Raw genomic sequence first — 25,745 nt, 5'->3', positions numbered from 1 at the left:
TTATGTGGGGGTGCGCACACTCTTCGATCCAGCCGAGCTCGAACCCCGCCGGTTCTACCAGTTACTCACCGCTTCGGTGGTCCCCCGGCCGATTGCGTGGGTGTCCACGGTGTCGGCCGACGGCGTAGGCAATCTGGCTCCGTACAGCTTCTTCACCGTGGCCAGTTCGGCGCCGCCGATCGTGCAGTTCACGTCGGTCGGGCGCAAGGACAGTCTGCGCAACATCGAAGTGACCGGCGAATTCGTCGTCAATCTCGCGACGGCTCCTCTCGCGGACGTCGTGAACGCCAGTTCGGCTTTCTACGACGCCGATGCCGACGAATTTCTCGAGCTCGGTATCGCGAGTGAGCCTAGTGAGCGGGTTCGCCCCGTCCGGGTCGCCGACTCCCCGATCGCCATCGAATGCACGCTCCACCAGGTCATCGAGGTCGGCAATTCGTTTGTCGTGATGGGAAATGTGGTCGCGGTCGCTGTTCGTCCCGAAGCCGTGGCCGACGACGGCCTACCGGACTTCGCGGCTATCGCGCCGATGAGTCGATTGGGCCGAGCACAGTGGGGCCTTCCGCCCGAAGTCGTCGAAAAGGACAGACCCACCACTCCACAGCGACACTAAATCAGGTTAGGGTTACCTGATTAGGTACGAGTAACAGATAATCAGGGAGCAACCAGTCATGGCCAAGCGCGCCAAGTTCGTGAAACCGGCCTCACGCAGCATCGTGTCGGCGCAGGTCGTGGCGAACAAGCGAATCAGCCCCAGTTTCATCCGAGTGACCATTGCGGGCGAGGAACTGTCCACCATCGCACCGATGGGTGCCGATCAGTGGTTCCGCATGTTCATCCCGCAACTCGGTCAGAGTGAACTCCGGTTGCCGAGCGCGGCAAGCAATCTCTGGTACGCGCAGTATCTGTTGATGTCCAAGGACACGCGACCTGTCGTGCGCAACTACACGATTCGCGCCTACCGCGCGGCCGGATCAGGCCTCTTCGGCGAGACCACGGAAATCGACATCGACTTCGCCTACCACGGGGACATCGGCCCGGCATCCGCGTGGGCGGACGCCGCGTCGGCCGGCGACAAGGTCGCCCTCCTGGACGAGGGGTGCATCTACAACCCCACTCCCGAGGCCACGTGGCAACTGCTCGTCGGCGACGAGAGTGCGCTTCCCGCGATCATCGGCATTCTGGAAACCGCGCCCGCAGATCTGCGTGCCGAGGTCTTCGTCGAGATTCCGAACATCGAAGACAAGCAAGACATTCCGGAGCTGGTGAACGTCAATGTTCATTGGCTGGTTCGCGAGGAAGAACACACGACACCGGGTGTTCTGACCCTCGAGACCGTCCGCGATGCCAAACTGCCAGAGGGGCCGTCGTACACGTTTGTCGCCGGCGAACAGGCGCTTACCACCGGGCTGCGTCGGCATCTCGTGAACGACCGGAAGTTCGCCAAAACCGACATCACCTTCACCGGCTTCTGGCGCCACGGCCATTCGGCTCACTGACGGACACATCAAAAGCAACGAGCGGCCCGGGAGATTCTCCCGGGCCGCTCGTTGTTTTATGTTCGCTTAGGCAGCGTGCTTCTGGATCAGCTCGCCCAGACGGGGCAGAGCTGCAGTCACATGCTTCTTGGCCGAACCGCGCAGCTTCGAGTACATCGACTTGACGACGGCCTTGTCGCTGCCGTCGATACGCTCGTCCGTCACCTCGAGGAGGGAATCGGCAACCGCGTCACCGCGGGCGCTGATGAAATCGGCGAAGCTACCTTCGCCGGAAGCCGAGAAGTCCTGCCAGTACGGCTCGAGCTTTGACACGAAAGCCGGCAGAAGCGCGGTGACGGCGTCCGGCACGATGGACGGGCTCACCTTCTTGACCGCGCCGTAGCCACCCTTGAGAGCCAGCCCTGAGGCCCCCGACTTATCCGAAACCTCTGCGTCGATCAAGGTCTGCACGTCCGCGACGACCGCGGGAACCCGTGATTCCTCGAGCAGGGTTTCGTTCAGAGCTGCAACCACTTTCGATCCCTTCATTCTTCACTGATGTTCATCAGGTCGCGCCCGAGACTATACGAAATTCGGCTGGTCCCTACTGCCGAGTATCCGATGGCAGCGCCGAGCCCGCTTCAGCCACCAGTCGCGTCGGTCCGCGGATGCGGCCAGCGTCTCGAGCAGAACCGGATCAGGCTCGACGGCACCCACCGACAAAGCACCGTCGACAGCTGCCCCGGTAACCGCGACATCCCGGACGAACAGGCCGCCGGTGCCGAGGCCGCAGGCAAACGGAAGCGAAGGCAAGGCTGCCGCGGCCGCCAGCCCCGCTGACATCCCCACAGCCGTGTCCAGCGCACTCGAGACCACCACCGGCACCCCGTAGTCCGCCAGCTGCGCCGACAGCGCCACCACAGCACGCATTCCGCCCAGCGGCGGCACCTTCACGACGGCTACGTCCGCTCCCCCGGCTCGTACGACGCGCAGGGGATCCTCGGCACGGCGAATGCTCTCGTCGGCAGCGATCCGCACACCGGTCCCCGCCGCGCGGACCCTGACCAGCTCCTCGACGCTTGCACACGGCTGCTCGGCGTATTCGAGTTCACCGTCTTCGGTGATCGCACGCAAAGCCGTGATCGCCTCGTCCACACCCCAACCGCCGTTGGCGTCGACGCGTACGTTCGGGATGTGCCGACGCACCTCGTTCACCCGCGCGACGTCCTGCGCCAGAGACTGCCCCTTCTCGGCGACCTTGACCTTGGCGGTCCGGGCCCCGGGGAAGCGCTCCAGCAATTCCGGAACGGCAAACGCGTCGATCGCCGGCACTGTCGCGTTGACGGGAACTGCATCACGAAGCGCCGGCGGCGGACCCAGCCACGCCGCTTCGATACCCGCGAGCAGCCACTGCGACGCCTCTTCGTCGTCGTACTCGACGAACGGGGCGAATTCTCCCCACCCGGCCGGGCCACGAACGAGCAAGGCCTCACGAGTCGTGATGCCGCGAAAGCGAACTCGCATCGGCAGCGCGAGCACCGCGGCGTCCGCGATCAGATCGTCGAACGAGGGGAACATGTCAGGGCTGTCCTGGAAGCAGTTCGATCATGAGCGCCTCACCGTCGGCGAGGAGCTTGCCGTCGAGGTCCGTCAGGCGCGCGCTGACAAAAGTCTTGCGACCCTCGACCCGATCCACCTTCCCCTCGATCACCAGTTGTGTGTTGAGCGGAGTGATGGCGCGGTAGTTGATGTGGAGGTAGCCGGTGCGGGAGATCGGACGGCCACCCGCGTGGACCGTCATCCCGAAGACGTCGTCGAAAAGCAGGGGCAGGACACCTCCGTGAGCGGCGCCGTTGCCGCCCAGGTGGTAGCGGCGGAAGACACCGGTACTGCGGACTCCTTCGGTGTCGAACTTCTCGACCATCCACGGGAGCATGAGGAGGCTGCCGCGACCGGGCAGTTGAATGTTGGAACCCGCGGGCGACTTGCCTTCCGGGACCTCGTACGGCGTCAACCGATCGGCAAGTTCCTCGGCCTGCGTAGCGATGTCTGCGAGTACGTCGTCGGGCACGTTGGTCGAGACCGCAAGGTCCTGCAACCTGCGCATCGCTTCGACGAAACGGCCGAAGTCCGGACCTGCGGGAGTGTGCCGGAACCGCGGAAATCCGCCCCGGTTCTCACCGTCTGTGACGATCTCCGTGCCATCTGCGGTTTGTTCGCTCATGACCTGCACGTTAGCGCGCCCGGGAACGTGTTCTACCTCAGGTATCCGTTAGACGCGCGACGCTTGCCTCTATCGTGACTCAGGTGACCTTCAACCCGCAGCTCTGGCGCCCCGTCCCCGGATTCGAGAACCTCACCGACATCACCTACCACCGGCATGTCAGCCAAGGCACCGTTCGCGTCGCCTTCGACCGACCGGAAGTGCGTAATGCGTTCCGCCCGCACACCGTCGACGAGTTGTACCGCGCGCTCGATCACGCCCGGATGACCTCGGACGTGGGCGCGGTGCTCCTCACCGGCAACGGACCGAGCGAGAAGGACGGCGGTTGGGCGTTCTGCTCCGGCGGAGACCAGCGCATCCGTGGTCGCAGCGGCTACCAGTACGCCGAAGGAGAAACGGCGGACACCGTCGACAAGGCACGCGCAGGGCGCCTGCACATCCTCGAGGTCCAGCGCCTGATCCGCTTCATGCCGAAGGTCGTGATCTGCCTGGTCAACGGCTGGGCTGCGGGCGGCGGCCACAGCCTGCACGTGGTGTGCGACCTGACCCTCGCCAGCCGCGAGCACGCACGGTTCAAGCAGACCGACGCCGACGTCGGAAGCTTCGACGGCGGCTACGGCAGCGCCTACCTGGCAAAGATGGTGGGCCAGAAGTTCGCCCGCGAGATCTTCTTCCTGGGTGAGACGTACACCGCCGAGGAAATGCATCAGATGGGCGCCGTCAACAAGGTTGTCGACCACGCCGAACTCGAAAACGTCGCGATCGACTGGGCCGGCAAGATCAACGGCAAGTCGCCGCAGGCGCAGCGAATGCTCAAGTACGCGTTCAACCTGCAGGACGACGGGTTGGTCGGTCAACAGTTGTTCGCCGGTGAGGCAACCCGTTTGGCATACATGACCGACGAGGCCGTCGAGGGTCGCGACTCGTTCCTCGAAAAGCGTGATCCCGACTGGTCACCATATCCCTGGTATTTCTGAGACAGTAGTGAAGAGAGGGGAGGTCGGACGTGGAGATTCTGAGCAGTCGGACGATTTTGCGCCCGAGCGAGTACGAACGAACGCTGAGCTTCTACCGGGACACCCTCGGCCTGGCGATCGCTCGTGAATATCCAGGCGGCACAGTCTTCTTCGCCGGCCAAGGGCTGATCGAAGTCGCTGCGCACGGCGGCACCGGCGAGGGTGGCTTTCGCGGCGCGATCTGGCTGCAGGTCCGTGACCTCACTGCCGCTCAGACCGAACTGGTTCTCTCCGGGGTCAAGATCGCCCGCGAGGCCAGACAAGAACCGTGGGGACTGCACGAGATGTGGATTGCCGACCCGGACGGGACGCCGATCGTGATGGTGCAGATCCCGGAGGACCATCCCATCCGACGCGATTCCCGACCGCCGTCCGTGTAGTCGAGACACAGCTGTAGCCGAGCAGAGACAGATGCCCGCCACGAACTTCCGTGGCGGGCATCTGTCGGTTCTTCGCAGAGATCAGTTGCGCGTGCTCAGCGCCTGCGAGATCTGATCGCTCTGGGCCTGACCCTCGAGTAGTTGACGAACCAGCCACAGCCGCAATACCTTTGCCACCGATGCGGCCAGGAAGAGCGCAACACCGACCACTGTCAGGGCGAGGAAAACCACGGTGAGGATCTGGTACGACACCAGATCCCGCAGGTCCGAAAGCGTCAGCGAAGAGATGTAGACGACGAAGGCGCCGACCACTCCGACGACCATGAGCACCAGGCCCGCGATGCGCGTCGCCGCGTCGCCGCCTGCCTGCTTCTTGTCCAGCTTCAACTCTGCGATGTTCTTCTTGAATTCCTCACGGCGATCTTCGGCGAGAGTAGTCATCGTCATCCTCCTAGATAACTGGTAGAAAGTTCGTTTTCGATGTCGTGTGGATCGCCGGTCTTGACGACGCGTCCCTGCAACATCAGTGCGGCCGAGGTCGCGATGGGCAGCACCGCTCGTGCGAACTGCTCAGCGACGAGAATGGAAATGCCTTCGGCTGCAAGCGAGCCGACGACGTCGTACATCTGCGAGACGATTCGAGGTGCGAGGCCCATCGACAGCTCGTCGAGCAGGAGCACCGTCGGGTGAGTGCCGAGTGCCCGTGACAGCGCCAGCATCTGCTGCTCGCCGCCGGACATCGATCCGGCCAACTGTCCGCGCCGCTCCCCCAGGATCGGGAACCTGCCGTACGCAACCTCTTCGAGTTCGGCCAACCCGACGCCCGTTCCGGTGGCGATCCACAGATTTTCGCGCACGGTCAGGTTGGCGAAGATCCCGCGCCCCTCGGGGATGGAGCAGACCCCCAGCCGAGCCAACTCCGAAGGCTCGACGCCGTTGACGACCTGGCCCGCGAGCCGGAACTCGCCGCGGGTGACCGGCAGGACACCCGAGCAGATCTTGAGCGTCGACGTCTTGCCACCGCCGTTGGGTCCGAGCAGCGCCACCACGGCGCCCGGTTCGAGAACCAGATCCACCCCGTGCAGAACCTCGATGGATCCGTAACCGGCACGGACACCGGACAGTTCGAGCAACGGTTCGGTGCGGTCGGGGCTGCGTATGCCCTCGTCGATTTTCGCCTCGCCAATTTTCGCTGAAGTCATACCGCCTCCTCCTCGGTCCCGATGTAGGCTGCGATCACTTCCGGATCCGTCCGGATCTTCTCCGGATCGCCCGAGGCGAGGACTGCGCCGTAGTCGAGCACGTGGATGGTCGAGCACACTTTCATCACCAGCGGAATGTCGTGCTCCACCAGACAGATTCCGAGTCCCCCCGCTGCCAGTTCGGTGAGCATCTCGGCAAAGACCTCGGTTTCCTGCTCGGTCTGGCCCGAGGCCGGTTCGTCGAGCAGCAGCACTCGCGGGTCGGTCATGAGCGCCCGTGCAACTTCGACGACGCGGGCGCGTCCGGTGGGGATGTCCGCGACGTCCTTGTCCGCGACATCGGTGAGTCCGGTCAGCTCCAGCAGGCGATCGGTCTCGCTGTCCACGTCGATCTTGTTGCGGCCGTTCGCCTTGTGGATGTCTCCGGCGACGCGCAGGTTGTCACGCACCGACAGTGAGACGAACAGTTCGAGCCGCTGGAAGGTACGTGCCAGCCCGCGACCTGCCCGCTTGTGCGGCGGCAGCTTCGTCACGTCGACGCCGCCGAGGAACACCTGACCGGAGGTGGGTTTCTGCAGCCCGGTGATGGTGTTGAAGAGCGTCGTCTTACCGGCGCCGTTCGGGCCGATCAACCCGGTCACCGTTCCCGGAGCCACCGTCAGTGAAACGTCCTTGACGGCCACGTGTCCACCGAAACGAACGCTCACACCGCGTGTTTCGAGCAGAGGTGTCTCAGACATGGGCGGTCAACTCCTTTTCGGACTTGACGAGGTCGATGCCGAGTTCACGGTCGAGTTCCTCGCGCACCTCGTCGCTGTATGGGACGTCGATCCCGACCTCTTCCGGGACCAGCATCTTCTTCGCCGCCAGTTCTTCCGGAGTGAGAACCGCACTGGGCATGACCATCTCACCGATCACGGGCAGCATGAACACGACCGCGATGGTGATGGACGCGAACCACCAGTTGCCGAGCACCCCGGTCAAGGCAAGGACGTACGTCACCGCGATCACGGCGGCGCCGCCGTAGAGGACTGGCGTGGCGTCGGTGAGCCTTCGGTAGCCTTCGACGACCTGGTGGATGGTGCCACTGGGGTTCGCGCCGACCCCGATGCCGATCAGTGCCGGGCTGACGGCCGCGATGTTGCCGAAGAGCAGCCACATTCCCTCCAACTCCGGTTGCGCCGAAGCCAGATTGGTGAACGAGACCATGATGACGGCGAAACCGATTCCGGCCATGAGGCCACCGAACAGCGCGCCGGTGACGTATCCGATACCCGCGACGACGGTCAGCATGAGCAGCGAGAGGCTGACCATGATGGCAAAGCTTTCGCCCGAAACGGAGCCCATGGCGCTCGACATCAGAATGCCGCCGAGGCCGGCGATCCCCGAGGAGATCATGAAGACACTCAGCTTGAGCCGAACCAGGCTCTGCCCGAGCATGGCCGAACCGGCCGGGCTGTCCTTCATCGCAGCGAGTCGGCGCCCGTAGCCGCTGTTACGCAACGCGATGACGCCGACACCGAGCACCGAGAACAGCGCGGTCACGGTCATCAGGAACACCGTCTCGTTGCTCAGATCGAGCGGGCCGATCTTCAGCGGTGGGAGGGCGATGTTGCCGTCCTTGAACAGCGAATACTTCATGCCGAACATCTCGTGCTCGGTGGTGTCACGAAGGACCATGTTGGAGAGGAACACTCCGAAGGCCATGGTCGCAAGCGCGAGATACAGTCCTCGCAGCCGCAGCGCCGGCAGGGCAACGAGGCCGCCGATGACTGCGGTGACCAGGACTCCGACGACGATGCCCCACAGGTTGAGGTGCGCGGCCAACCCGGAACCGGAGATCCCGAAGTGGAAGGCCACGATGGTGGCGATAGCACCGAAAGATACCGGCGCCAAGTTCAATTCACCCGCATAACCGGTGAGGAGGGTGAGCGAGAGCGCGATGATCGCGAACGTCATTCCGATGGTCAGTGTGGTGACGGCGGAGGTCACCATCAGCAGACGGATCAGGTAGACGATGACGATCAGCGCCACGCCCCAGACGACGGCCTTGCGCACGCTCGGAACGTGGTAACGCTCGCGAGTCCGAGTGACCGCGCCACGCAACCGGTCCTGTGGGAGCACGATCAACACCACGAACAGCGCGATCATCGGCAGGGAGACACGGAAATTCGACGTCCAGCTCCAACTCGTCGGAAAGTACGCCAATACGTACGTACCGGCAAGCCCGAGAACCACGGCGCCGACAAACGTGCGCGGAATGCTGCGCAACCGGCCGAACATGGCCGCGGCAAACGCGTCGATCACCAAGAGCGTCAACATGTTCGCCTCGAGTGTGCCGCCGCTGATCGGGGTGATCAGGATGCCGGCCAGGACTGCGAGCGTCGAACCCATCGCCCAGGACAGTGCCGCGAGACGCTCCGGATTGTGGCCGTTGAGGCGCAGTAGTTCCGGATCGTCGACGACGCCGCGCATCGCGACGCCGGCGCGGGTGCGCGTAAACAGGAGCCGCAGGCCGACGGCGATAGCGATCGCAACGAGGATGCAGATCAACTCGTGGTAGCGGATGCTTGCGCCGAACACCGTGATCTTGGACTGGTCGCCGAAAAACATCTGCATCGTCCGAGCAGTTTCGGGGTGCCAGAACCAATGCGAGATCGAGAGCATACCGAGCAGGATCGAGACCGTCACAACGATTTTCGTGACCTCCGCCGTATCGCGCAGACCCTTCATGATCAAGACGTAGAGGCCGAGGCCCATCAGTGGCCCGACCAGGACGAGTGAAATCAGCAAGGCAACGGCGGTGGGAAGTTCCCAGCCGTAGCGCAACTGCCAGTAGATGAACGCACCGAGCATTGCCTGAGCACCGTGCGCGAAATTGAAAATGCCTGACGTGTTGTACGTAAGCACCAGCCCGGAGGCGGCGATCGCATACACCGATCCCAGGACCAAACCCAAGATCGTGAAAGTGACAAAAGTGTTCATAGCTGAACCCTCGTTAGGGACTCGGGCGGTGGTTGGCGCTCACCGCCCGAGTCAGGAGAATCAGGACTGCGGCTTGATGACGTTCGCGTTCTGGTACTTCGTCGACACGCGGTCGGCGCCGAGTTCGGTTCCCCACGTGCTCTTGTCGGTCGCGACGAGGTACTTGGGGTCACACTTGAATTCGCCCGCGGTGGACGGGAATGCCTGCGAGTAGGTATTGCCCTTCAGCGAGGTCATGAGTCCGCAAGTGGCCGGCATGTTCTTGCCGGGATCGGTGGCGGCGTGCAATCCGCCGCCGTCCCACTCGTGAATGTTCGAGAGTTCGTCGACCATGCACTGGCGCGTCAGATCGCTGCCGCACTCGTCCGCGGCGGCCGCCCACAGCAGGAACGACGACGCCGCCTGCATCCCGAGGAGCGCCGTCTTTCCGCCCTGCTCGGAGACCAGATCCACGTACTTCTTCACTGCGGGCACCTTGTCCGCGTTCTCGAGCATCTGGAAGGTCATGCCCGCGTTGAGGTTGTCGAGCAGGCCGGTGTCCTTGTTCCAATCGGAGACGGTCGCGCCGTACCAGGTGGCTTCGCCGAAGAAGATGGGCTCGATCCCGACCTGGTCGAGAGCCTTCACGAAGTTCAGCTCCGACGGGCTCGCCGATCGTGACGTCCAGATACCCTTCGCGCCACACTCCTTGTACTTCTCGGCAAACGGCACGTAGCTCGATTCGCCCTCGTAGTTGAGGGTGACGCCACAATCCTTGAGCTTGAAACCCGCAGCCTCGGCGATCGAGCGAATCTTCGTGGTAGAGCTGATGATCGTGGGCATCGTACTGTTGACGACGTCGAAGTCGTTCACCAGGTCGGGGTGCATCTCGGCCATCTGGAACCACTGCGAGCCGTTCGCGTAATCGACCGGGAACGGGACACCCTGGAACGTCATCGGTCCGTTGGCTGCGTCGGGCGAGACGGTGAAGCCTGGCACGGACACCAGATTGCACGCGACACGCGTCTGCTCGGCGGTCTGATCCATCGCGAAGCCGTAGCCGACCATCATGAACTGGCTTGCGCACGCTTCCTGCATGACCGAGTTGGCCTGCGTCATCGCGGCGTCGTAGTCGGTTCCGACGACCTTGCGGCCGTTGATGCCGCCCTGATCGTTGCACCACGAGATGAGCGCGTTCACCGCGTCGCTCATTTCCTTGTTCAGCCCCGGCGACTTCACGTACCCGCGGTCGTCGCCGAATCCGATCTTGATCTCGGTGTCGCTGACGCCCTGATCGGTTGCGCCGGTGGCGTCTCCTTCGCCACACGGCGAATCGAGGGTGCCGAACTTCGCATCGGAGGTGCTCGACGCGAGGTCGGCGCTGACGCCGGATCCGCCGACAGCGACGGCGTAGGGATCGTCACCACGATTCGATGCGCAGGCTGACGCCAGAACGGCGGTCGCGGCGAGTGCCACGATCAGCTTCGTGGACTTGTTGGGCTTCACGGTCGGAGCTCTCCTTCTCACTGACAGACACCGAGAAACAGGGGTGAAACCCCTGTTCCGGTGCGCTCGGTGCCCGTAGGTAATCAGCGTTTAAAACGGTCCGAATGTGCCTTCCCGGTGAGTGAGACCAAAAAGTGAGGTCCCACACAGGGTTCCAATTTCGTGGCGCTGAACACATCACGAACGGCAGCGCCGCAGCCCACGCACGGGGACGTACTCCACGGAGCCCCTGTTCGCATCCCGTTCGCTGTACTTTTACGCGTTCGATACGCACAATTCACGTTGTGACCGCAGAGCTCGTAATCCTCCTGGTGGTAGTTGTCACCGCCCTCGCGTTCGATTTCACGAATGGTTTTCACGACACCGGTAACGCAATGGCCACCTCCATCGCGACCGGTGCACTCAAGCCCAAAGTTGCGGTCACACTTTCCGCGATCCTGAACCTGGTCGGTGCATTCCTGTCCGTCGAGGTCGCCGCGACGGTGGCCAAAGGTGTCGTCAACCTCGGCGCGGTCAGCGGGCAGGATCTGCTGCTGATCGTGTTCGCCGGTCTTGTCGGCGGAATCATCTGGAACCTGGCGACCTGGCTTCTCGGATTGCCGTCGAGCTCCTCGCACGCACTGTTCGGCGGATTGATCGGCGCCGCAATCGCCTCCATCGGTATGGGCGGAGTCGAGTGGGGTGGAGTTCTGACCAAGGTCGTCGTCCCCGCAATCCTCGCGCCGGTCGTCGCGGCTCTGGTCGCCGGCGTCGGCACCAAGCTCGTGTACCGCATCACCGCATCCGTCAAGGAAGACGAGCGCGAGCGCGGTTTCCGTTTCGGACAGATCGGCACCGCCTCACTGATCTCACTTGCACACGGCACCAATGACGCCCAGAAGACGATGGGCGTCATCTTTTTGGCCCTGGTCGCTCACGGCACCATCACCGCCGAAACCGAGATGCCGTTCTGGGTGAAGTTCACCTGTGCCGTCGCGATCGCGCTCGGCACCTACCTCGGCGGTTGGCGCATCATCCGCACGCTGGGCAAGGGCCTTGTCGAGATCGCCGCGCCACAGGGTCTGGCAGCCGAAGCGTCGTCCGCCGCCATCATTCTCACGTCGAGCCACCTCGGACTCCCCCTCTCGACCACCCACGTCGCCACCGGATCGATCCTCGGTACCGGCATCGGCCGCAAGGGCGCCGAGGTCCGCTGGGGCGTCGCGGGCCGGATGGCCGCCGCCTGGTTGATCACCTTGCCGTCGGCCGCCGTCGTCGGCGCTATCTGCTGGGCACTCGCGCATCTGGTCGGCGGACTTGCCGGGGTGCTCGTCGTCTTCGCCGCTCTCATCGCGTTCGCGATCTTCATGTACCTGCGTTCGCGTAAGGAACCCGTAGACGCGGCCAACGTGACCGCCGAATGGGACGAGAATCCGGATGTGACGGCTCGAGAGATTCCGGTCGCCGATCCCACTCCGTCCACCGAACCCACTCGCAACTCCTGAAAGGGGCGCAAGAGAATGCATCTACTCACCGATACCCTCGATTCGCTCTGGCAGGTAGTGGCAGTCGGACTGCTCTTCGGAGCCGGACTGCCGGCGATCTTCGCCTTCGGTCTCAAGTCGCTGAGCCTGCCGAACGCCGACGGCACCGAAGGACCGTCCACCCTGGGTAAAATGGGTGCGTACCTCTGTTTTGTGGTCGTGCTCGTCACGATCTTCGCCGGAATACTGTTGTTGATGAAGAACTTCTTGGCCAGCACGTTCGGAATCCACGTCTTCTGAGTGGTCGTCGCGGCACACCACTGAAACCACCGAAACGAAAATGAGGCCGAGGATTTGAGCAAGTATTCATTGCGCAGCGTGCTCGACTGGCTGCGTGCCGGGTACCCCGAGGGCATCCCGGACAAGGATCATTTTGCACTGCTCGCCGTTCTCCGTCGTCGTCTGACCGACGAGGAGATCGAGCAGGTCGTTTCGATGTCCATCGAGTCCGCACACGAGGTACCGGACCGGCACGTCGACTACGACACCATCCGCGCCATCATCGAGGGAATCCTCAACGAGGAGCCTTCCGAGGACGACGTCGATCGTGTCACCGAGAGGTTGCGCGCAGGTGGGTGGCCAGTCATCGAAGACGCGGAATCCGACAACGAAGTTCGAGACGTGAGCTGACCTCATGGCCCTTCCGCCCTTCCTCACGTCGATAGTCGGCTGGTTGCGGGCCGGCTATCCCAATGGCGTCCCCGAGCAGGACTACATCCCGCTCTTCGCACTTCTCACTCGCAGACTCTCCGAAACCGAGGTCGACGCCGTCGCCGACGCGTTGATCGAGGACGGCGATCTACCCATCGAGAAGACCGACATCCAGGTCCTCATCACGAAGATCACCAACGAGATGCCACTCGAAACCGACGTCGACCGCGTGCGAAGCCATCTGGCTGCCGGTGGTTGGCCGCTGGCCGGGCCGGATGTCCGGTGAACGTTCTTCGCACACTGGCCGTTCCGCAGGGTGAGGCGGTTTACGAGGTACTGCCGCGCATCGCGCAGATCCTCGAAGGCAAGCACGACGCCGTGCTCCCCGTCCCGGCGTCCGACGCGCGCGAGACGGCCCGCCTGAGCGATGCTCTGCACCCCGATCAGCCCATCGACGACGGTGCTTCGCTGGTAGTCGCGACCTCGGGAACCACCGGCACTCCGAAGGGTGCGATGCTCACGGCGAGCGCACTGCGGGCAAGCTGCGACGCGACGCATGAACGCCTCGGCGGGTCGGGGTCCTGGTTGCTAGTTCTCCCCCCGCACCACATCGCCGGTATGCAGGTTCTGTTGCGCAGTGTCCTCGCCGGAACACAACCGGTGATCGTCGACGTCAGTGCGGGTTTCGACCCGGCGGCATTGCCGGGCGCTGTCGCCGCGATGAGCGGACCGCGCCGCTACACCTCGTTGGTGCCGACGCAGTTGGTCAAGGCGCTCGGTGATCGCGCCGCGGTCGAGGCATTGGCTTCGCTCGACGCTGTCCTGCTCGGCGGCGCTGCGACTCCAGCACCGGTACTCGCGCAGGCAGCCGAAGCTGGCGTCACCGTCGTCCGGACCTACGGAATGAGCGAGACGTCAGGCGGCTGTGTGTACGACGGAATCCCGTTGTCCGGGGCACGGATTCGTATCGACGACGGCCGGGTTCTGCTGGGTGGGCCGATGCTCGCGTCCGGGTACCGCGGGCTTCCCGACCACCCTGCCTTCGCCGAGCCCGGGTGGTTCCGGACCGACGACGCCGGATCAGTGGTCGACGGGGTCCTTGGCATCAGCGGCCGGTTGGACGAGGCAATCTCCACCGGCGGGCTGACCGTCGTACCGCAGGTGGTCGAGGCCGCGTTGGCCGATCATCCTGCCGTGCGCGAGTGCGCGGTGATCGGCGTCGACGACCAGCGGCTGGGGCAGCGGGTGGTGGCCGTGGTCGTACCCGAGGGCGAAGCTCCGACGCTCGAAGAACTTCGCGCACATGCTCAGCGGACACTCGACGTCACTGCAGCGCCGCGGGAGCTGTTCGTCGTGGACGCACTCCCCCTGCGTGGACCTGGCAAGCTCGATCGCGCCGCTCTGGTGGCGCGGTTCAGCTAGCAGCCGCAGCACGATTGTTCAGCCGCAGGCCTGATCAGCGCCGCGGCTGCACAATCAGCGCGCGGCTCCGCGGAGGCAAGCCCGCTCGAACCTTTCGCGGACGCGTTCGAAGTCGCGAAGATCCGCCCATACCCACCGGAACACCTCGAACCCCGCGTCCCGGATAGCGTCCTCCCGCAGTTTCTCCCGCTCTACCGCCCTACCCGGATTGTCGCCGCGGTACTTGACCATCCCGTCGAACTCGCCCACCACACCGTGCTCTTTCCAGAAGAAATCGACCCTTGCGATGAACCGGCCAACGTGACGGATCTCGTGCTGCAGGGTCGGCATCGGCCAACCGTCGTCGCGCATGCGTACCCGGCTGATGGACTCCCCCGGACTCTCGGCACCAGGTTCGATGAACGTCGCCGCCACTCGAGCGCGACTCATCCCCAGCCGTCCGCGCGCATGATCGAGCGAAGCGTCGACGTTCTCACGCCTCATCCCACGTCGCAGGGCGCAATCACCGATCACCACGGCGGTCTCGAACGGCGTCGTCCGTGCGAGGTCGACGAACGTTCGCGCAAGCGACGTGGTTGCGACGCCGTCGATCAGCACGACCTCCTCGGTCGGGACCACTGCTGGATGAAGATGCAAGGTCTGGCTCTTCCGCCCACCCGAGCATCGGTTCCGCGTCATGTGCACGGTGTCCAATCGCAATCCGCCGCAATCCAATCCGTGCGTGACCGCTGCCGAAGCGTGGCTCACGATTGCGTCTGGTCCACAGCTTTCCGCGGCTGCCATGACAGCGCAGCGGTGGCGTGCTCTCGCATCGAGTTCGCGGAAGTGATCGGCGCGCATGTAGATCCCCGCTGCGATTCGGTGCAGCTCACCGCGCCTGACCGCTCGCTGCAACTGCGCGTCGCTGGTGCCGTCGCGGTGAGCCTGTGCCCGCGTGAGAATCTCCATGCAGCGAGCGTGATGCCGCCGCGCCCGCACACCGACAAGCAAGATCCGTCTGGGGATTGTTTGCCGGTTGTGGAGCACCGACCTCGCGCGCTGTGCAAGTAACCGCAAGTTCCACGCAAGGTCCATGCAAGATCGGTCTGCCAAGCTTCATCCCATGAACCACACAGCTTCGCCTCTTGCCATCGAGGCCGACGGACTCGTCAAGAAGTTCGGCGAGCACCGCGCGGTCGACGGCGTCAGCCTCACCGTCCCCACCGGCTCGGTCTTCGGCGTCCTCGGGCCGAACGGCGCCGGCAAGACCACCACCGTCCGCATGCTCGCCACCCTCCTACGCCCCGACGGCGGTGAGGCACGCATCTTCGGCCACGACGTCAGCCGTGAACCCACCGCGGTCCGTTCCCTGATCGGCGTCACCGGGCAGTACGCCTCCGTCGACGAGGACCTGACCGCAACCGAGAACCTCGTGATCTTCTCGCGGCTGCTCGGCCTGAGCCGCCGCGATGCGCGCACCAAGTCCCTCGAACTCCTCGAGGAGTTCGAACTGGTCGAGGCCGCAAGCAAACCGCTCAAGAACTTCTCCGGAGGCATGCGTCGACGCCTGGATCTGGCGGCCAGCCTGATCGCTCGCCCGCCACTGCTGTTCCTCGACGAACCCACCACGGGTCTGGATCCGCGCACCCGCGCCCAGATGTGGGTGACCATCCGACGATTGGTCGCCGAGGGTTCGACGGTGTTGCTCACCACGCAGTATCTGGACGAGGCCGATCAGTTGGCGGATCGCATCGCGGTGATCGACCGCGGCCGCGTGATCGCCAACGGCACCGCCGACGAACTCAAGGCTTCGGTCGGGATCTCCTCACTCCAGCTCAAGCTGGTCGATCGTGATCGCACCGAGGAAGCTCGCTCGCTCATCGCGTCGGCGCTCGGCGTCGAGGTAGGTGTCACGCCCGAGGTCGGACGGATCACCGCCCCGTTGAGCGACCCGTCCATCACCGCCGACCTGTTGATCCGCCTGCGCGAGCAAGGTATCGCCGTCGACGAGATCAACGTACAGAAACCCAGCCTGGACGAAGTGTTCCTGACCATCACCGGGCACCAGCCCGAAGACGGTGGACGCAACGACGCCCAGTCCGACAACGACTCCGATCGGAGCGTCGCATGACAACCACCCTCACCAAACCCCGGTCACCGATTGCCCAGCCGGATGCCGCACCCCGCCGCATCAGCCTGCAGCAGAGCTTCGCGAACACTTTCACGATGGCGTACCGCGGAATTCTCAAGATCAAGCACAACCCCGAGCAACTGTTCGACGTCGTCATCCAGCCGATCATCTTCACGTTGATGTTCACCTACATCTTCGGCGGCGCACTCGCCGGTGACGTGACGGCGTATCTGCCGACGATCATTCCCGGCATCCTCGTTCAGACCGTCATCACCGGTTCCATCGTCACGGGCACCCAGCTTCGTGAGGACATGGACAAGGGCGTGTTCGACCGCTTCAAGTCCCTGCCCATCGCTCGGATCGCCCCGCTGTCCGGTGCATTGCTCGCCGACGTCGTGCGCTACGGCATCGCCACGACCATCACGTTCATCGTCGGTTTCGCGATGGGATACCGCCCCGCAGGCGGCGTGGTCGGCATTCTGTCCGCCGCGATCCTGGTCATGGTGTGCGCGTTCTCGATCAGCTGGATCTTCGCCCTCATGGGCGTAATGATGAACAAAGCGTCCACGGTGCAGGGCGTTTCGATGCTCGTGCTGTTCCCGCTGACGTTCCTGTCGAATGCGTTCGTCGATCCTGCCACCATGCCGAGTTGGCTTCAGAAGTTCGTGAGTATCAACCCGGTCTCACACTTGGTGACCGCGGTTCGCGAGCTTGCCAACGACGGTCACTTCGGTATCCACGTCGTGTGGTCGTTGGTCGGCGCCGCGGTGATCGTTGCCGTCATGGCACCTTTGACTGTCCGTATGTACATGCGCAAGACGTAAGTCCCGCACCACTGTCCAGCTCTAATCCAGCACCGGTCCGCGAAGCACAGCCAACACTGCTTCGCGGACCGCTCTGCGTGAGTAGCCCGACACCTTCTCGGTTTCCTCAGACCACCTGTCGGCTCCGACCACACCAACCGCGAAGTCGGAGAGACGCGCATGGTGGAGCGAGACGAAGTCTTGTCTCCCGGGCATTTTCAACGACAGAGCCATCAGTTCGACCCCGCGGTCGATGTTGCCCGTGACAAGATCGAACGAGCCGATCGCCGACGCCAAGGAACCCGCGAGCGGCAGGTCCGCATAGCCGTTCGGATCGAACTTGAGAGCACCCGAATCCTTCATCTGCAGAACACGACCGGCCACGAGTTCATGTCGTCCGTGAACGACGTGAGCGCACACTGCCGCGGCACCGAGCAGAACGACGAAGGGATCACCGAAGATGTTCTCGATTGCAGGACCCAACAGCTCCAGTGCTTCTCGATACCGAGCCAGGCCGTCCTCGATACGGCCGTCCGCGAGATCCGCCTCGGCAATGCTCGCCATGAGCGCCGCGCGCCGTTGATCGGTTTCGATGGCACCGGTCCCGGTCGAGTGCGCCAGGGCCGGGCGCGCCCGATCGAGAAGTGTTCGCCCGCCGGCGGTGTCACCGGATGCGATCATCGCTCCGGCTTGAAAGCAGATGAGCTGCATCGCCTCGTCACGTGCACCGAGACGTTCCATCGACGCCGCCGCAATCGCGTAGAACGCGATGGCGTCGCCATAGCGGGCGGACTGGCTGTGAACTGACCCGACATGCTGGGCTGCCATCGCCAGTCCCCATTCGTCACCGACACTGGTCGCGTAGTCGAACAGAGTCTGCCCGTCCAGCAATGCGCCGCGCAGATCGCCGATGTTCTCCCGCATGTTCGAACGCGCGGACAGCGCAGCCATTCGGGTCTCGGGGTCGGAACTGCGAACGCCTTCCGCAACCAACCGCGCAAGTTTGTGGTTGGCGATCCCACTCGTGGAGAGCCTGATCAGAAATGCAAACAACGGACCGAGATCATCGCGCTCACGCAACAGCTTTCGAAGACGAACCCGCGCACGGGCATGGTTTCGATCGGCCTCTGCGAAGAAGAGATGCATCGCCACCAGAATGAACGTCGCGCCCACCAGTTCTGCGTTCACGCCGCGCAGATCGTTGTCCGCGGTCGCCTCGACGATCTTCGACGCCCAGTTCGAGATTTCCGAGTTCGATCCTCGTACTGCCCACAGAATCGCGAGGACGGGAAAGACGTTGGCCACGGTGACCGCGTCGCCGCGCTCCACTGCCCAGCGCAGCACAGCGAGAAGGTTGTCGTGCTCGGCGTCCAGGTCGGCAATCAGGCGAAGCTGATCCGTTCGTGATCGCACAACGGCGTCCTCGGCGATCGCGATCGCCCAGTCATCCAGACGCCGAATCACTTCCGGCCCCTCACCGGACGCAGCGAGTTGCTCCTCGCCGTATTCACGGACCGTCTCGAGCATGTAGTAGCGAAGCTCACCCTCCCCGTCGCTGACGGAAAGAAGAGACTGATTCACCAGCGCTTCGACGGCACCGGCCACATCGGTCAACTCGCCCCACCCTGCAACGGCCTGCGCCGAGGAAAGCGTGAAGCCTGCCGGGAATCGGCACAACCGACGCAGCGCGATCTGATCTCCGCCGCCCAACAGATTCCAACTCCAGTCGATCACCGCGTGAAGCGTGCGATGCCGATCCGGCGACGTCGGATCATCGGAGCGCAACAACGCGAACCGATCTCGCAGTCTCGAACCGATTTCGTCGACGCTCATCGTCCGGACCCGAGCGGCCGCGAGTTCGATCGCCAACGGGAGTCCGTCGAGCGTCGTACACAGCTTGACGACGGCGTCGACGTCCAGATGAACCGAAGGCCGCACCGCGCGGGCTCTCGCCGAGAAGAGCTCGACTGCCGAGCCGGTTCCGTCGTCGATCGCCAACGGCGGCAACGGGTACACGGCCTCGGCGCTGATCATGAGCGGAGATCGACTGGTGGTCAGTACCGTCAGCTGACGGCCGGCCGCGATCATCTCGGCCACGATCTCCGAACACGCGCCGATCACGTGCTCGCAGTTGTCGAGGATGAGCAACATCGGACCGGCGGAGAGTGCCTCTTTGAGTCGCTCTCGTGCCGAATGTGTCCGGCCGACGGTCAATTTTCCTGGCGCCAGGTCGGATTCACTGATTCCGAGGGTGCCGCCGATAGCCGCGATCACATCTTCGCTGCTGCGCAACGACGCCAACTCCACCAGTACCACCGAGACGCCCGGCTGGTTCACGGATGCATGCAGACCCAATTCGTGTGCAAGACGTGTCTTTCCGGCACCGCCGGGTCCGAGAATCGTTACCACACGTGAGCGGGCGAGCAAGGATTCGATCTGGTCGATGTCGTTGTCGCGACCGAGCAGGGTGTTGGGCGCAGCGCGCAGGCCGATCGCACGCCCAGCCCGCGGTATTGCCGCCGGCGCCCCCAGAAGTTCTGCGTTCAGAGTCACCAATGCTGGTGACGGATCAGCGCCCAGACGGTTGGCGAGGTGGTTGCGGAACTCCGCGAACACTTCGAGCGCCTCGTTGACCCGGCCGGCTCCGGCGAGCGCACGCATCAGCGCTTCGGCTGCCGTGTCGTCGAATGGATTCGCCAAGTGCCGTCCGCGCACCAGCGGAATGGCTGCCGTGTACTCCCCCAACGTGAGGAACGCGTCGATCTGCGCCGTCTCCAGTTCGTCGTACACGCGGCCCGCGTCGAGCGCCAGACGATCTGCGACGTCGCCGACGACGTCGCTCCCGGGTGTACCGCGCCACAGGCGCAGCGCCTCGGTCGCGGCCGCAAGTGCCTCGGACGCCTCGGCGTCGCCGGCGCGTAGACGACGGGCCGTGTCTGCTGCCCTGGCGAGGTCGACGCGCGGCCTGGCGAGAGTGAGCCGGTATCCGGCCGCCGTGACCTCGAGGGCCCCGTCCGGGAGTGCAGATCGCAGGCGCGAGACCTGAGTGTGGAGGGCGTTCATCGGTGAGCGCGGCGGCTCCAAGCCCCAGACGTCGTCGATCAGGCTTTGCGCGGTACGTGGCTCGCCAGGATTGCGAGCCAGCGCAACCAGCAGAGTTCGAGCCCGCGGACCCGGCAGCGGAACGAGGCGATCGCCCACTTTGGTCGAAACGGGTCCGAGCAAGGCAATGTCGGCCAGGTCTTCGCCCGACTGCGCGTACCTGGCGCGCTCACTCACGTCTCGAGTCATGTGCTGATCCACCGCGTTCGATCGTATTGCACAGTGCAAAGATCGTTGTATGGCAACAGCTGCTCAATGGATCGAAGGCGCGAGGCCGCGCACACTCCCGAACGCGATTGCGCCCGTGCTGGTCGGCACCGGAGCCGCGGCGTCCCTGGACCTCGCAGTGTGGTGGAAGGCGCTCCTGGCACTGGTCGTCTCCTTGGCCTTGATCGTCGGGGTGAATTTCGCGAACGACTACTCCGACGGAATCCGTGGAACGGACGACGACCGCGTCGGGCCACTGCGTTTGGTCGGGTCGAAGTTGGTCAGTCCCGGAGCCGTGAAGGCCGCAGCGATCAGCTGCTTCGCCGTTGCCGCGGTGGCCGGGTTCGTTCTGGCGGCGACCACAGCGTGGTGGCTGGTCGCGGTCGGCGTGTTCTGCATCATCGGTGCCTGGTTCTACACCGGCGGCAAGAAGCCGTACGGATACAGCGGGTTCGGCGAGATCGCCGTATTCATCTTCTTCGGGCTGATCGCAGTGCTGGGAACTCAGTTCGTGCAGGCCGAGCGGGTGGATCTGGCCGGGCTGGCCGGAGCGATCGCCATCGGCTCTTTCTCGAGCGCGGTGCTCGTTGCCAACAATCTTCGCGACATCCCGACCGACACCGAGTCCGGAAAGATCACTCTCGCAGTACGGCTCGGTGACGCGAAGACCCGCACGCTGCACGTGATCCTGCTGGCCGTTCCGTTCGTCGCGACCCTGCTGCTGATCCTGCGCACTCCGTGGGCATTGCTCGGATTGCTCGCGTTGCCACTGGCAATCCGAGCCAACGCCCCGCTGCGTTCAGGCGGGCAGGGAATGGACCTGATCCCCGCGCTGCGCGATACCGGACTCGCCATGCTCGTCTGGGGTGCCGCGACCGCAGTTGCGCTCAGTCTCGCCTGAACGTCGACGCACTCAACGGTTGTCGGGGACGAACGCGCTGAGCAGGAAGTTCACGATCGAGATGATCAGCGCCCCCCAGACTGCCGTCCAGAAGCCGTCGACCGTCAATCCGTAGGACGTTCCGGACGAGATCCACGCCGTCAGCATCAGCATCAGGGCGTTGATCACGAGAGTGAACAGTCCAAGCGTCAGGATGAGCAGCGGTAGCGAGAGAAGCTGCACTACCGGCTTGATGAAGGCGTTGACCACCGTGAAGATCAGGGCGATCACCGCGATCACGAGAACCGTGCCCCAGGTGCCGTTGCCGTGGTTGGCGATCGTGATGCCGGTGACCCACGCCGACGCCAGCCAGATGGCTATGCCGTTGATGATGAGACGTGCCAGAAATGTCATGTCTGAATGCTGGCACATCCCTCCCGTGCATGCGGAACCGTGCCGAATCTAGGCGGCGCGATTCATCTTCGCTTCCAACCGCTCACGGATTACCGGCACCGTGACCTGCGTTTCGAGGGCCTCACGGGTGGGCCCGTCGGCGACACGCAAGATGCCGAGCAGGATGTGTTCGGCGCCGATGCGATTGTCCTTGTGCGCGAGCGCTTCACGAAGCGAGAGTTCCAACACCTTCTTGGAGTCCTTCTCGAATCGTGAACGAGGGAACCCGAATCGGCTCTTGCGAGAGGAATCGACGCTGTCCGGCACAGGAGTCTCGTCCAGCACACCCTCGCCGAAGGACTGCTCGAGACTCTCCCGCACCGCATCGAGATCGATGCCGATCGACTTGAGTATCTCGGCGTCGTCGTCGAGATTGTTCGAGCTACCTTCGCTCGAGCCGGCGCCGGCGTGGCGGATCGCATCGAGCGTGACACCCGACTCGGTGAGCACCTCGGTGGCGATGCCTCGATCAGCTGTGAGTAGCGCGGAAAACAGTTCCATCGGAGTGACAGGACCGGAGCCGGCGACAGCATCGACGACGACTCCCCTCGCCTGCGCGGAGAACCTTTCGAACATGGCACTTACCTGCCCTTCTCGCGCAGTGAACGCAGCATCGATTCCGATTGAGCGGACGCATATTTCTTGTGTACGGCTTGACGGCTGACCTCGAGGGTTTCCGCGATTGCCTGCCAGGACCATCCGTGGCGACGCGCATTGGCGACCTGAATGGCCTCGAGTTTTTCGAGTAGACGTCGCAGTGCTCGAACGGCGCGCAATCCCTCGGCGGGATCCGGACTGCCGGCGGCAGCGGCGAGAGAGGTTGCTTCGGTCATAGTGTCAATTTAGATTGACATCCCGTTGTTGTCAACCAAAATTGACACCGTCATGTCAGTACCCGGCGACTGCCCCGTCCACTGCCAACTGCAAGTCAGCCTGCACAGTGCGGGCGATATCCATCGGCTTGTCCGGTAGTTCGGTCACGGGCACCCCGACAAAGACGCTCGCAGCCTTCACGTCGCCGGGGACCGGGCCGTAGTTGATGCCGATCGACACCAAGGCCGGCGAGCATCCCAACTTCCCGGCCCGGGCGACGATGTGGCCGATACCGCTGTTGACGTGCTGCAGCCGCGCCGGATCCTCGGTATTGCACGTCCCCTCCGGGAAAATCGCCAGACAATCCCCATTGCCCAGACGCTCGGCCGCGACGTCCATCATCACGCGGCCGGCATCCGAAACAGCGCGAAGGCCGTAGTTCTTGCTGCGAAAAACCGGAATGCTGCCCATCATGTCGACCTTCTTGCGCTGCGAAGGATCAACGAAGAGTTCGTCTTTGGCGAGGACCCTGGTGCGTCCGATCACCCGACGCAAGGGAGTACGCCACGCGGTCGCGGCGAGCGTGAATTGGTCGCTCTCCGTCAGATGATTGACTGCCACGACCAATTGCGTCTTGCGTTCGAGCAGAGTCTTCAGCGCAGCTTCCGCACCCGGCGCATACTTCACCCGTGGGCGGTACTTCAACGCCAGAGCGGCATAGGCGAGCTGCGCCACAAACCGGTTCTGCTGATGGCTGCGGTAGTACTCGTACACAGCCTCGTAATTGTCGAGTGAAACTTCAGGATTGCCCATGATCCGCCCTCGCTGGAGAAGTGTCCCTTGGACAAACGATACACAACCTACGGTTGCGTAGGTTTGTGTTTCACATGGCGTAGCGCTGGGAGAAACGCACTTCTCGAGGTAAAACGGTTTCTGTGATCCGCTCGGCCATATCTACCGACCTACCCGCACTGCAACAGATCGAGATCGCCGCGGGCGAACCGTTCCGAGACATCGGGATGGACGCCATCGCAGACGATCCACCGCCGACGCTCGACGAGTTGAACGATTTTCTCGCAGCCGAGCACATCTGGGTTCAGACCGACGCAAACGACGTGCCCGTGGCGTACGCACTCGTCGAGATCGTGGACGGCGGCGCGCACATCGAGCAGGTATCCGTTCACCCCGACCATGCACGCAAAGGCCTCGGAGCCCAACTGATCGACGCCGTCACCGAATGGGCGGCGGACCATCACCACGATCTCGTGACTCTGACGACCTTCGTCGACGTTCCGTGGAACGCGCCGTACTACGAGCGACTCGGATTCGTGCGCCTGGCCGACAACACGCTCTCCCCCGGCCTGATTCGCATCAGAACGGACGAGCAGTCGTCCGGGTTGGACGCCTGGCCACGCGTGACGATGAGCCGCCCCGCCCGTGGTCACGTGTCAGCAATGCAGAAGTACGCGGTTCAGGAGTTGGCGGTCCACGCACCCGAACGTACGAACTCGTCCAGCACTGCCGTCGGGCCGAGCAGGTCGATCCCTTCCGACGCCACCCATTCGTCGTTGTAATAGGTGCCCGAGTAACGCTCTCCGCCGTCACACAGCAGCGTGACGACGCTGCCGCTGCGCCCGGCCGCCATCATCTCCGCAATCAACGCAAAAGCTCCCCACAGGTTTGTCCCCGTCGAGCCACCCACTTTGCGCCCCAGGGCTGCGCTGGCATGCCGGGCGGCGGCGATCGAGCCTGCGTCCGGCACCTTGATCATTCGGTCGACCACCTGACCGACAAACGACGGTTCGACGCGCGGACGGCCGATGCCCTCGATCCGGGAACCCCGTGTACCGACGATCGACGGATCACTCGCTCGCCACGCGTCGAAAAACACGGAGTGCTCCGGGTCTACCACGCACAGCCCCGTGTCGAATTTCCGGTAGCGAAGAAAGCGGCCGATCGTGGCGCCGGTTCCACCCGTCCCGGCTCCGACGACCACCCAGTCGGGAATCGGATGTTCCTCGTGCTCGAGCTGAGTGAAGATCGATTCGGCGATGTTGTTGTTTCCGCGCCAATCCGTCGCGCGCTCGGCGTGGGTGAACTGGTCCATGTAGTGGCCGTTCGACTCACTCGCGAGCCGATGCGATTCCGAGTAGATCGACGACGGATCGCTCACGAAGTGACAACGTCCACCCTGCGCCTCGATCAATGCGATCTTGGCGGGACTCGTGCTCGCGGGCATCACCGCGACAAAATCCAGGCCGAGCAACTTCGCGAAATACGCCTCGCTGACAGCCGTCGAACCGGACGACGCTTCGATGACGGTGGTCTCTTCGGTAACCCAGCCGTTGCAGATCGCGTAGAGGAAAAGCGACCGTGCGAGTCGATGCTTGAGACTTCCCGTGATGTGGGTCGACTCGTCCTTCAGATAGAGCTGGACGGTCCAGTTACTCGGCAGCGGATAGCGCAGCAGGTGAGTGTCCGCGCTGCGTTGTGCGTCGGCTTCGATCAACCGCACCGCGTTGTCGACCCACTGGCGCGACGTCCGCCGGTCGACGTCGAGCGACTCCGTGGTCACCGCCCATCTCCACGCAGCTTGGAACGAAGATCGTCACGATCGGACCGGCGCTGGGCGTCGACGGCCGCGATGCCCGCGTTGACGCGTTTGCGCAGTTTCGCGAAGAGCAGCAGCGACAGCGGCAGCGCGATCAGCACTGCGAACAGTGCGGCGACAATCAGGGGAACGTCGGTCCCGGCGAGCTTTCCGCCGCCGATGATGAGGGCACCGATAGCGACGACAAGCAGCAGTCGAGCGACCGAGTACAGCACCACGTCGCGGGCCAGTTGACCCTTGGTCACCGGCCCGGCAGCCGACTTTGCTTGCCCAGAGTTTGCGGAAGGTTTACTGGCTTTCGCTGGCTCGGAAGGAACATTTTCGGGGTTTTCAGACAACTGACTCACCCTCTCAGGTTACCCATTCCGAATACCGGTGGCACCGAGCCCGCTATATCCAT

Annotated in this window: 29 protein-coding genes; 13 read left to right on the top strand and 16 right to left on the bottom strand. The window is 63.8% G+C overall.

All coding sequences use genetic code 11. The features are described from left to right. Positions 1-10 precede the first annotated feature (10 nt). Complete coding sequence (locus ACSW29_RS09760) at positions 11-613, top strand: flavin reductase family protein (RefSeq protein ID WP_317825151.1); 603 nt, start codon at positions 11-13, stop codon at positions 611-613. Between the two features lie 58 nt (positions 614-671). Next, positions 672-1,499 (top strand): siderophore-interacting protein, encoded by an 828-nt coding sequence (locus ACSW29_RS09755; RefSeq protein WP_317825150.1) that lies wholly within the window; start codon positions 672-674, stop codon positions 1,497-1,499. Positions 1,500-1,565: 66 nt separating this feature from the next. Here the strand turns inward: ACSW29_RS09755 and ACSW29_RS09750 are convergent, their stop codons facing one another. The 3 genes from ACSW29_RS09750 to ACSW29_RS09740 are packed head-to-tail and all read right to left on the bottom strand — an operon-like array spanning position 1,566 to position 3,702. After that, positions 1,566-2,012 (bottom strand): DUF6918 family protein, encoded by a 447-nt coding sequence (locus ACSW29_RS09750; protein WP_230812140.1) that lies wholly within the window; start codon positions 2,010-2,012, stop codon positions 1,566-1,568. A 48-nt stretch (positions 2,013-2,060) separates the two neighbouring features. After that, the gene (locus ACSW29_RS09745) at positions 2,061-3,056 is read right to left on the bottom strand and encodes an o-succinylbenzoate synthase (RefSeq protein WP_317825149.1); all 996 of its coding nucleotides are present in this window, start codon (positions 3,054-3,056) and stop codon (positions 2,061-2,063) included. A gap of 1 nt (position 3,057) precedes the next feature. Further along, positions 3,058-3,702, bottom strand: a complete 645-nt coding sequence (locus ACSW29_RS09740; RefSeq protein WP_317825148.1) for a PaaI family thioesterase — start codon at positions 3,700-3,702, stop codon at positions 3,058-3,060. 83 nt (positions 3,703-3,785) lie between these two features. Between ACSW29_RS09740 and ACSW29_RS09735 the strand changes: the two genes are divergently transcribed. Next, positions 3,786-4,679 carry a 1,4-dihydroxy-2-naphthoyl-CoA synthase gene (locus tag ACSW29_RS09735; protein WP_024487301.1) on the top strand — a complete coding sequence of 298 codons (894 nt, stop codon included), beginning with the start codon at positions 3,786-3,788 and terminating at the stop codon, positions 4,677-4,679. A 29-nt stretch (positions 4,680-4,708) separates the two neighbouring features. Continuing rightward, positions 4,709-5,098: a VOC family protein gene (locus tag ACSW29_RS09730; protein ID WP_317825147.1), complete on the top strand. Its 390-nt coding sequence runs from the start codon at positions 4,709-4,711 to the stop codon at positions 5,096-5,098. An 81-nt stretch (positions 5,099-5,179) separates the two neighbouring features. Here the strand turns inward: ACSW29_RS09730 and ACSW29_RS09725 are convergent, their stop codons facing one another. The 5 genes from ACSW29_RS09725 to ACSW29_RS09705 are packed head-to-tail and all read right to left on the bottom strand — an operon-like array spanning position 5,180 to position 10,770. Then, a complete protein-coding gene (locus ACSW29_RS09725; protein WP_448277133.1) occupies positions 5,180-5,539 on the bottom strand; it encodes a hypothetical protein in 360 nt (119 codons plus the stop codon). Between the two features lie 2 nt (positions 5,540-5,541). Next, positions 5,542-6,300: an ABC transporter ATP-binding protein gene (locus ACSW29_RS09720; RefSeq protein WP_317825146.1), complete on the bottom strand. Its 759-nt coding sequence runs from the start codon at positions 6,298-6,300 to the stop codon at positions 5,542-5,544. Continuing rightward, entirely contained in the window at positions 6,297-7,040 is a 744-nt protein-coding gene (locus ACSW29_RS09715) for an ABC transporter ATP-binding protein (RefSeq protein WP_317825145.1), read from the bottom strand. Before ACSW29_RS09715 ends, ACSW29_RS09720 begins: the two co-directional genes overlap by 4 nt. Next, positions 7,033-9,285: an ABC transporter permease gene (locus ACSW29_RS09710; protein WP_448277132.1), complete on the bottom strand. Its 2,253-nt coding sequence runs from the start codon at positions 9,283-9,285 to the stop codon at positions 7,033-7,035. The genes ACSW29_RS09715 and ACSW29_RS09710 overlap by 8 nt, the downstream gene beginning before the upstream one ends. Before the next feature lie 60 nt (positions 9,286-9,345). Further along, positions 9,346-10,770, bottom strand: a complete 1,425-nt coding sequence (locus ACSW29_RS09705; protein WP_317825143.1) for an ABC transporter substrate-binding protein — start codon at positions 10,768-10,770, stop codon at positions 9,346-9,348. Between the two features lie 284 nt (positions 10,771-11,054). Between ACSW29_RS09705 and ACSW29_RS09700 the strand changes: the two genes are divergently transcribed. From ACSW29_RS09700 to menE, 5 genes are read left to right on the top strand one after another with little or no spacing between them, the layout of a single operon-like run. Next, positions 11,055-12,254 carry an inorganic phosphate transporter gene (locus ACSW29_RS09700; protein WP_317825142.1) on the top strand — a complete coding sequence of 400 codons (1,200 nt, stop codon included), beginning with the start codon at positions 11,055-11,057 and terminating at the stop codon, positions 12,252-12,254. Between the two features lie 15 nt (positions 12,255-12,269). After that, positions 12,270-12,533 carry a hypothetical protein gene (locus tag ACSW29_RS09695; RefSeq protein ID WP_230812130.1) on the top strand — a complete coding sequence of 88 codons (264 nt, stop codon included), beginning with the start codon at positions 12,270-12,272 and terminating at the stop codon, positions 12,531-12,533. Between the two features lie 54 nt (positions 12,534-12,587). Continuing rightward, the gene (locus ACSW29_RS09690; protein WP_230812129.1) at positions 12,588-12,923 is read left to right on the top strand and encodes a DUF3349 domain-containing protein; all 336 of its coding nucleotides are present in this window, start codon (positions 12,588-12,590) and stop codon (positions 12,921-12,923) included. 4 nt (positions 12,924-12,927) lie between these two features. Further along, on the top strand, positions 12,928-13,230 hold the full coding sequence (locus tag ACSW29_RS09685; RefSeq protein ID WP_003941976.1) for a DUF3349 domain-containing protein: 303 nt from the start codon (positions 12,928-12,930) through the stop codon (positions 13,228-13,230). Beyond that, positions 13,227-14,366: an o-succinylbenzoate--CoA ligase gene (gene menE / locus ACSW29_RS09680; RefSeq protein WP_448277131.1), complete on the top strand. Its 1,140-nt coding sequence runs from the start codon at positions 13,227-13,229 to the stop codon at positions 14,364-14,366. Before ACSW29_RS09685 ends, menE begins: the two co-directional genes overlap by 4 nt. A gap of 54 nt (positions 14,367-14,420) precedes the next feature. Here the strand turns inward: menE and ACSW29_RS09675 are convergent, their stop codons facing one another. Beyond that, positions 14,421-15,314: a hypothetical protein gene (locus ACSW29_RS09675; protein WP_317825140.1), complete on the bottom strand. Its 894-nt coding sequence runs from the start codon at positions 15,312-15,314 to the stop codon at positions 14,421-14,423. Positions 15,315-15,468: 154 nt separating this feature from the next. Here ACSW29_RS09675 and ACSW29_RS09670 point away from each other — a divergent pair, with 154 nt between their 5' ends. Together ACSW29_RS09670 and ACSW29_RS09665 are read left to right on the top strand one after the other, a co-directional pair. Continuing rightward, the gene (locus tag ACSW29_RS09670) at positions 15,469-16,476 is read left to right on the top strand and encodes an ATP-binding cassette domain-containing protein (protein WP_230812126.1); all 1,008 of its coding nucleotides are present in this window, start codon (positions 15,469-15,471) and stop codon (positions 16,474-16,476) included. After that, on the top strand, positions 16,473-17,300 hold the full coding sequence (locus ACSW29_RS09665; RefSeq protein ID WP_230812125.1) for an ABC transporter permease: 828 nt from the start codon (positions 16,473-16,475) through the stop codon (positions 17,298-17,300). The genes ACSW29_RS09670 and ACSW29_RS09665 overlap by 4 nt, the downstream gene beginning before the upstream one ends. A gap of 21 nt (positions 17,301-17,321) precedes the next feature. Here the strand turns inward: ACSW29_RS09665 and ACSW29_RS09660 are convergent, their stop codons facing one another. Next, entirely contained in the window at positions 17,322-20,570 is a 3,249-nt protein-coding gene (locus ACSW29_RS09660; RefSeq protein ID WP_448277130.1) for a BTAD domain-containing putative transcriptional regulator, read from the bottom strand. A 49-nt stretch (positions 20,571-20,619) separates the two neighbouring features. On the opposite strand from ACSW29_RS09660, the gene ACSW29_RS09655 reads away from it, so the two are divergent. Beyond that, entirely contained in the window at positions 20,620-21,489 is an 870-nt protein-coding gene (locus ACSW29_RS09655; protein ID WP_448277129.1) for a 1,4-dihydroxy-2-naphthoate polyprenyltransferase, read from the top strand. A 12-nt stretch (positions 21,490-21,501) separates the two neighbouring features. Here the strand turns inward: ACSW29_RS09655 and ACSW29_RS09650 are convergent, their stop codons facing one another. From ACSW29_RS09650 to ACSW29_RS09635, 4 genes are read right to left on the bottom strand one after another with little or no spacing between them, the layout of a single operon-like run. Beyond that, positions 21,502-21,882, bottom strand: coding sequence for a phage holin family protein (locus tag ACSW29_RS09650; protein WP_448277128.1), 381 nt, complete (start codon positions 21,880-21,882; stop codon positions 21,502-21,504). Between the two features lie 48 nt (positions 21,883-21,930). Beyond that, positions 21,931-22,497 (bottom strand): Clp protease N-terminal domain-containing protein, encoded by a 567-nt coding sequence (locus tag ACSW29_RS09645; RefSeq protein ID WP_448277127.1) that lies wholly within the window; start codon positions 22,495-22,497, stop codon positions 21,931-21,933. A 5-nt stretch (positions 22,498-22,502) separates the two neighbouring features. Continuing rightward, positions 22,503-22,754: an HTH domain-containing protein gene (locus ACSW29_RS09640; RefSeq protein WP_230812121.1), complete on the bottom strand. Its 252-nt coding sequence runs from the start codon at positions 22,752-22,754 to the stop codon at positions 22,503-22,505. Between the two features lie 55 nt (positions 22,755-22,809). Continuing rightward, the gene (locus ACSW29_RS09635; protein ID WP_448277126.1) at positions 22,810-23,547 is read right to left on the bottom strand and encodes a lysophospholipid acyltransferase family protein; all 738 of its coding nucleotides are present in this window, start codon (positions 23,545-23,547) and stop codon (positions 22,810-22,812) included. A 122-nt stretch (positions 23,548-23,669) separates the two neighbouring features. Between ACSW29_RS09635 and ACSW29_RS09630 the strand changes: the two genes are divergently transcribed. Further along, complete coding sequence (locus ACSW29_RS09630; RefSeq protein WP_317825133.1) at positions 23,670-24,308, top strand: GNAT family N-acetyltransferase; 639 nt, start codon at positions 23,670-23,672, stop codon at positions 24,306-24,308. Here the strand turns inward: ACSW29_RS09630 and ACSW29_RS09625 are convergent. Together ACSW29_RS09625 and ACSW29_RS09620 are read right to left on the bottom strand one after the other, a co-directional pair. Continuing rightward, positions 24,206-25,309 (bottom strand): PLP-dependent cysteine synthase family protein, encoded by a 1,104-nt coding sequence (locus ACSW29_RS09625; protein ID WP_230812118.1) that lies wholly within the window; start codon positions 25,307-25,309, stop codon positions 24,206-24,208. The two genes, ACSW29_RS09630 and ACSW29_RS09625, sit on opposite strands and share 103 nt — an antisense overlap. Further along, entirely contained in the window at positions 25,306-25,692 is a 387-nt protein-coding gene (locus ACSW29_RS09620; RefSeq protein WP_411742498.1) for a DUF4229 domain-containing protein, read from the bottom strand. The genes ACSW29_RS09625 and ACSW29_RS09620 overlap by 4 nt, the downstream gene beginning before the upstream one ends. Positions 25,693-25,745 lie beyond the last annotated feature (53 nt).

The organism is Rhodococcus sp. GB-02 (genome assembly GCF_053470465.1).
The sequence above is the reverse complement of the archived record's forward strand: the minus strand, read 5'-3'. Positions and strand labels throughout refer to the sequence as shown.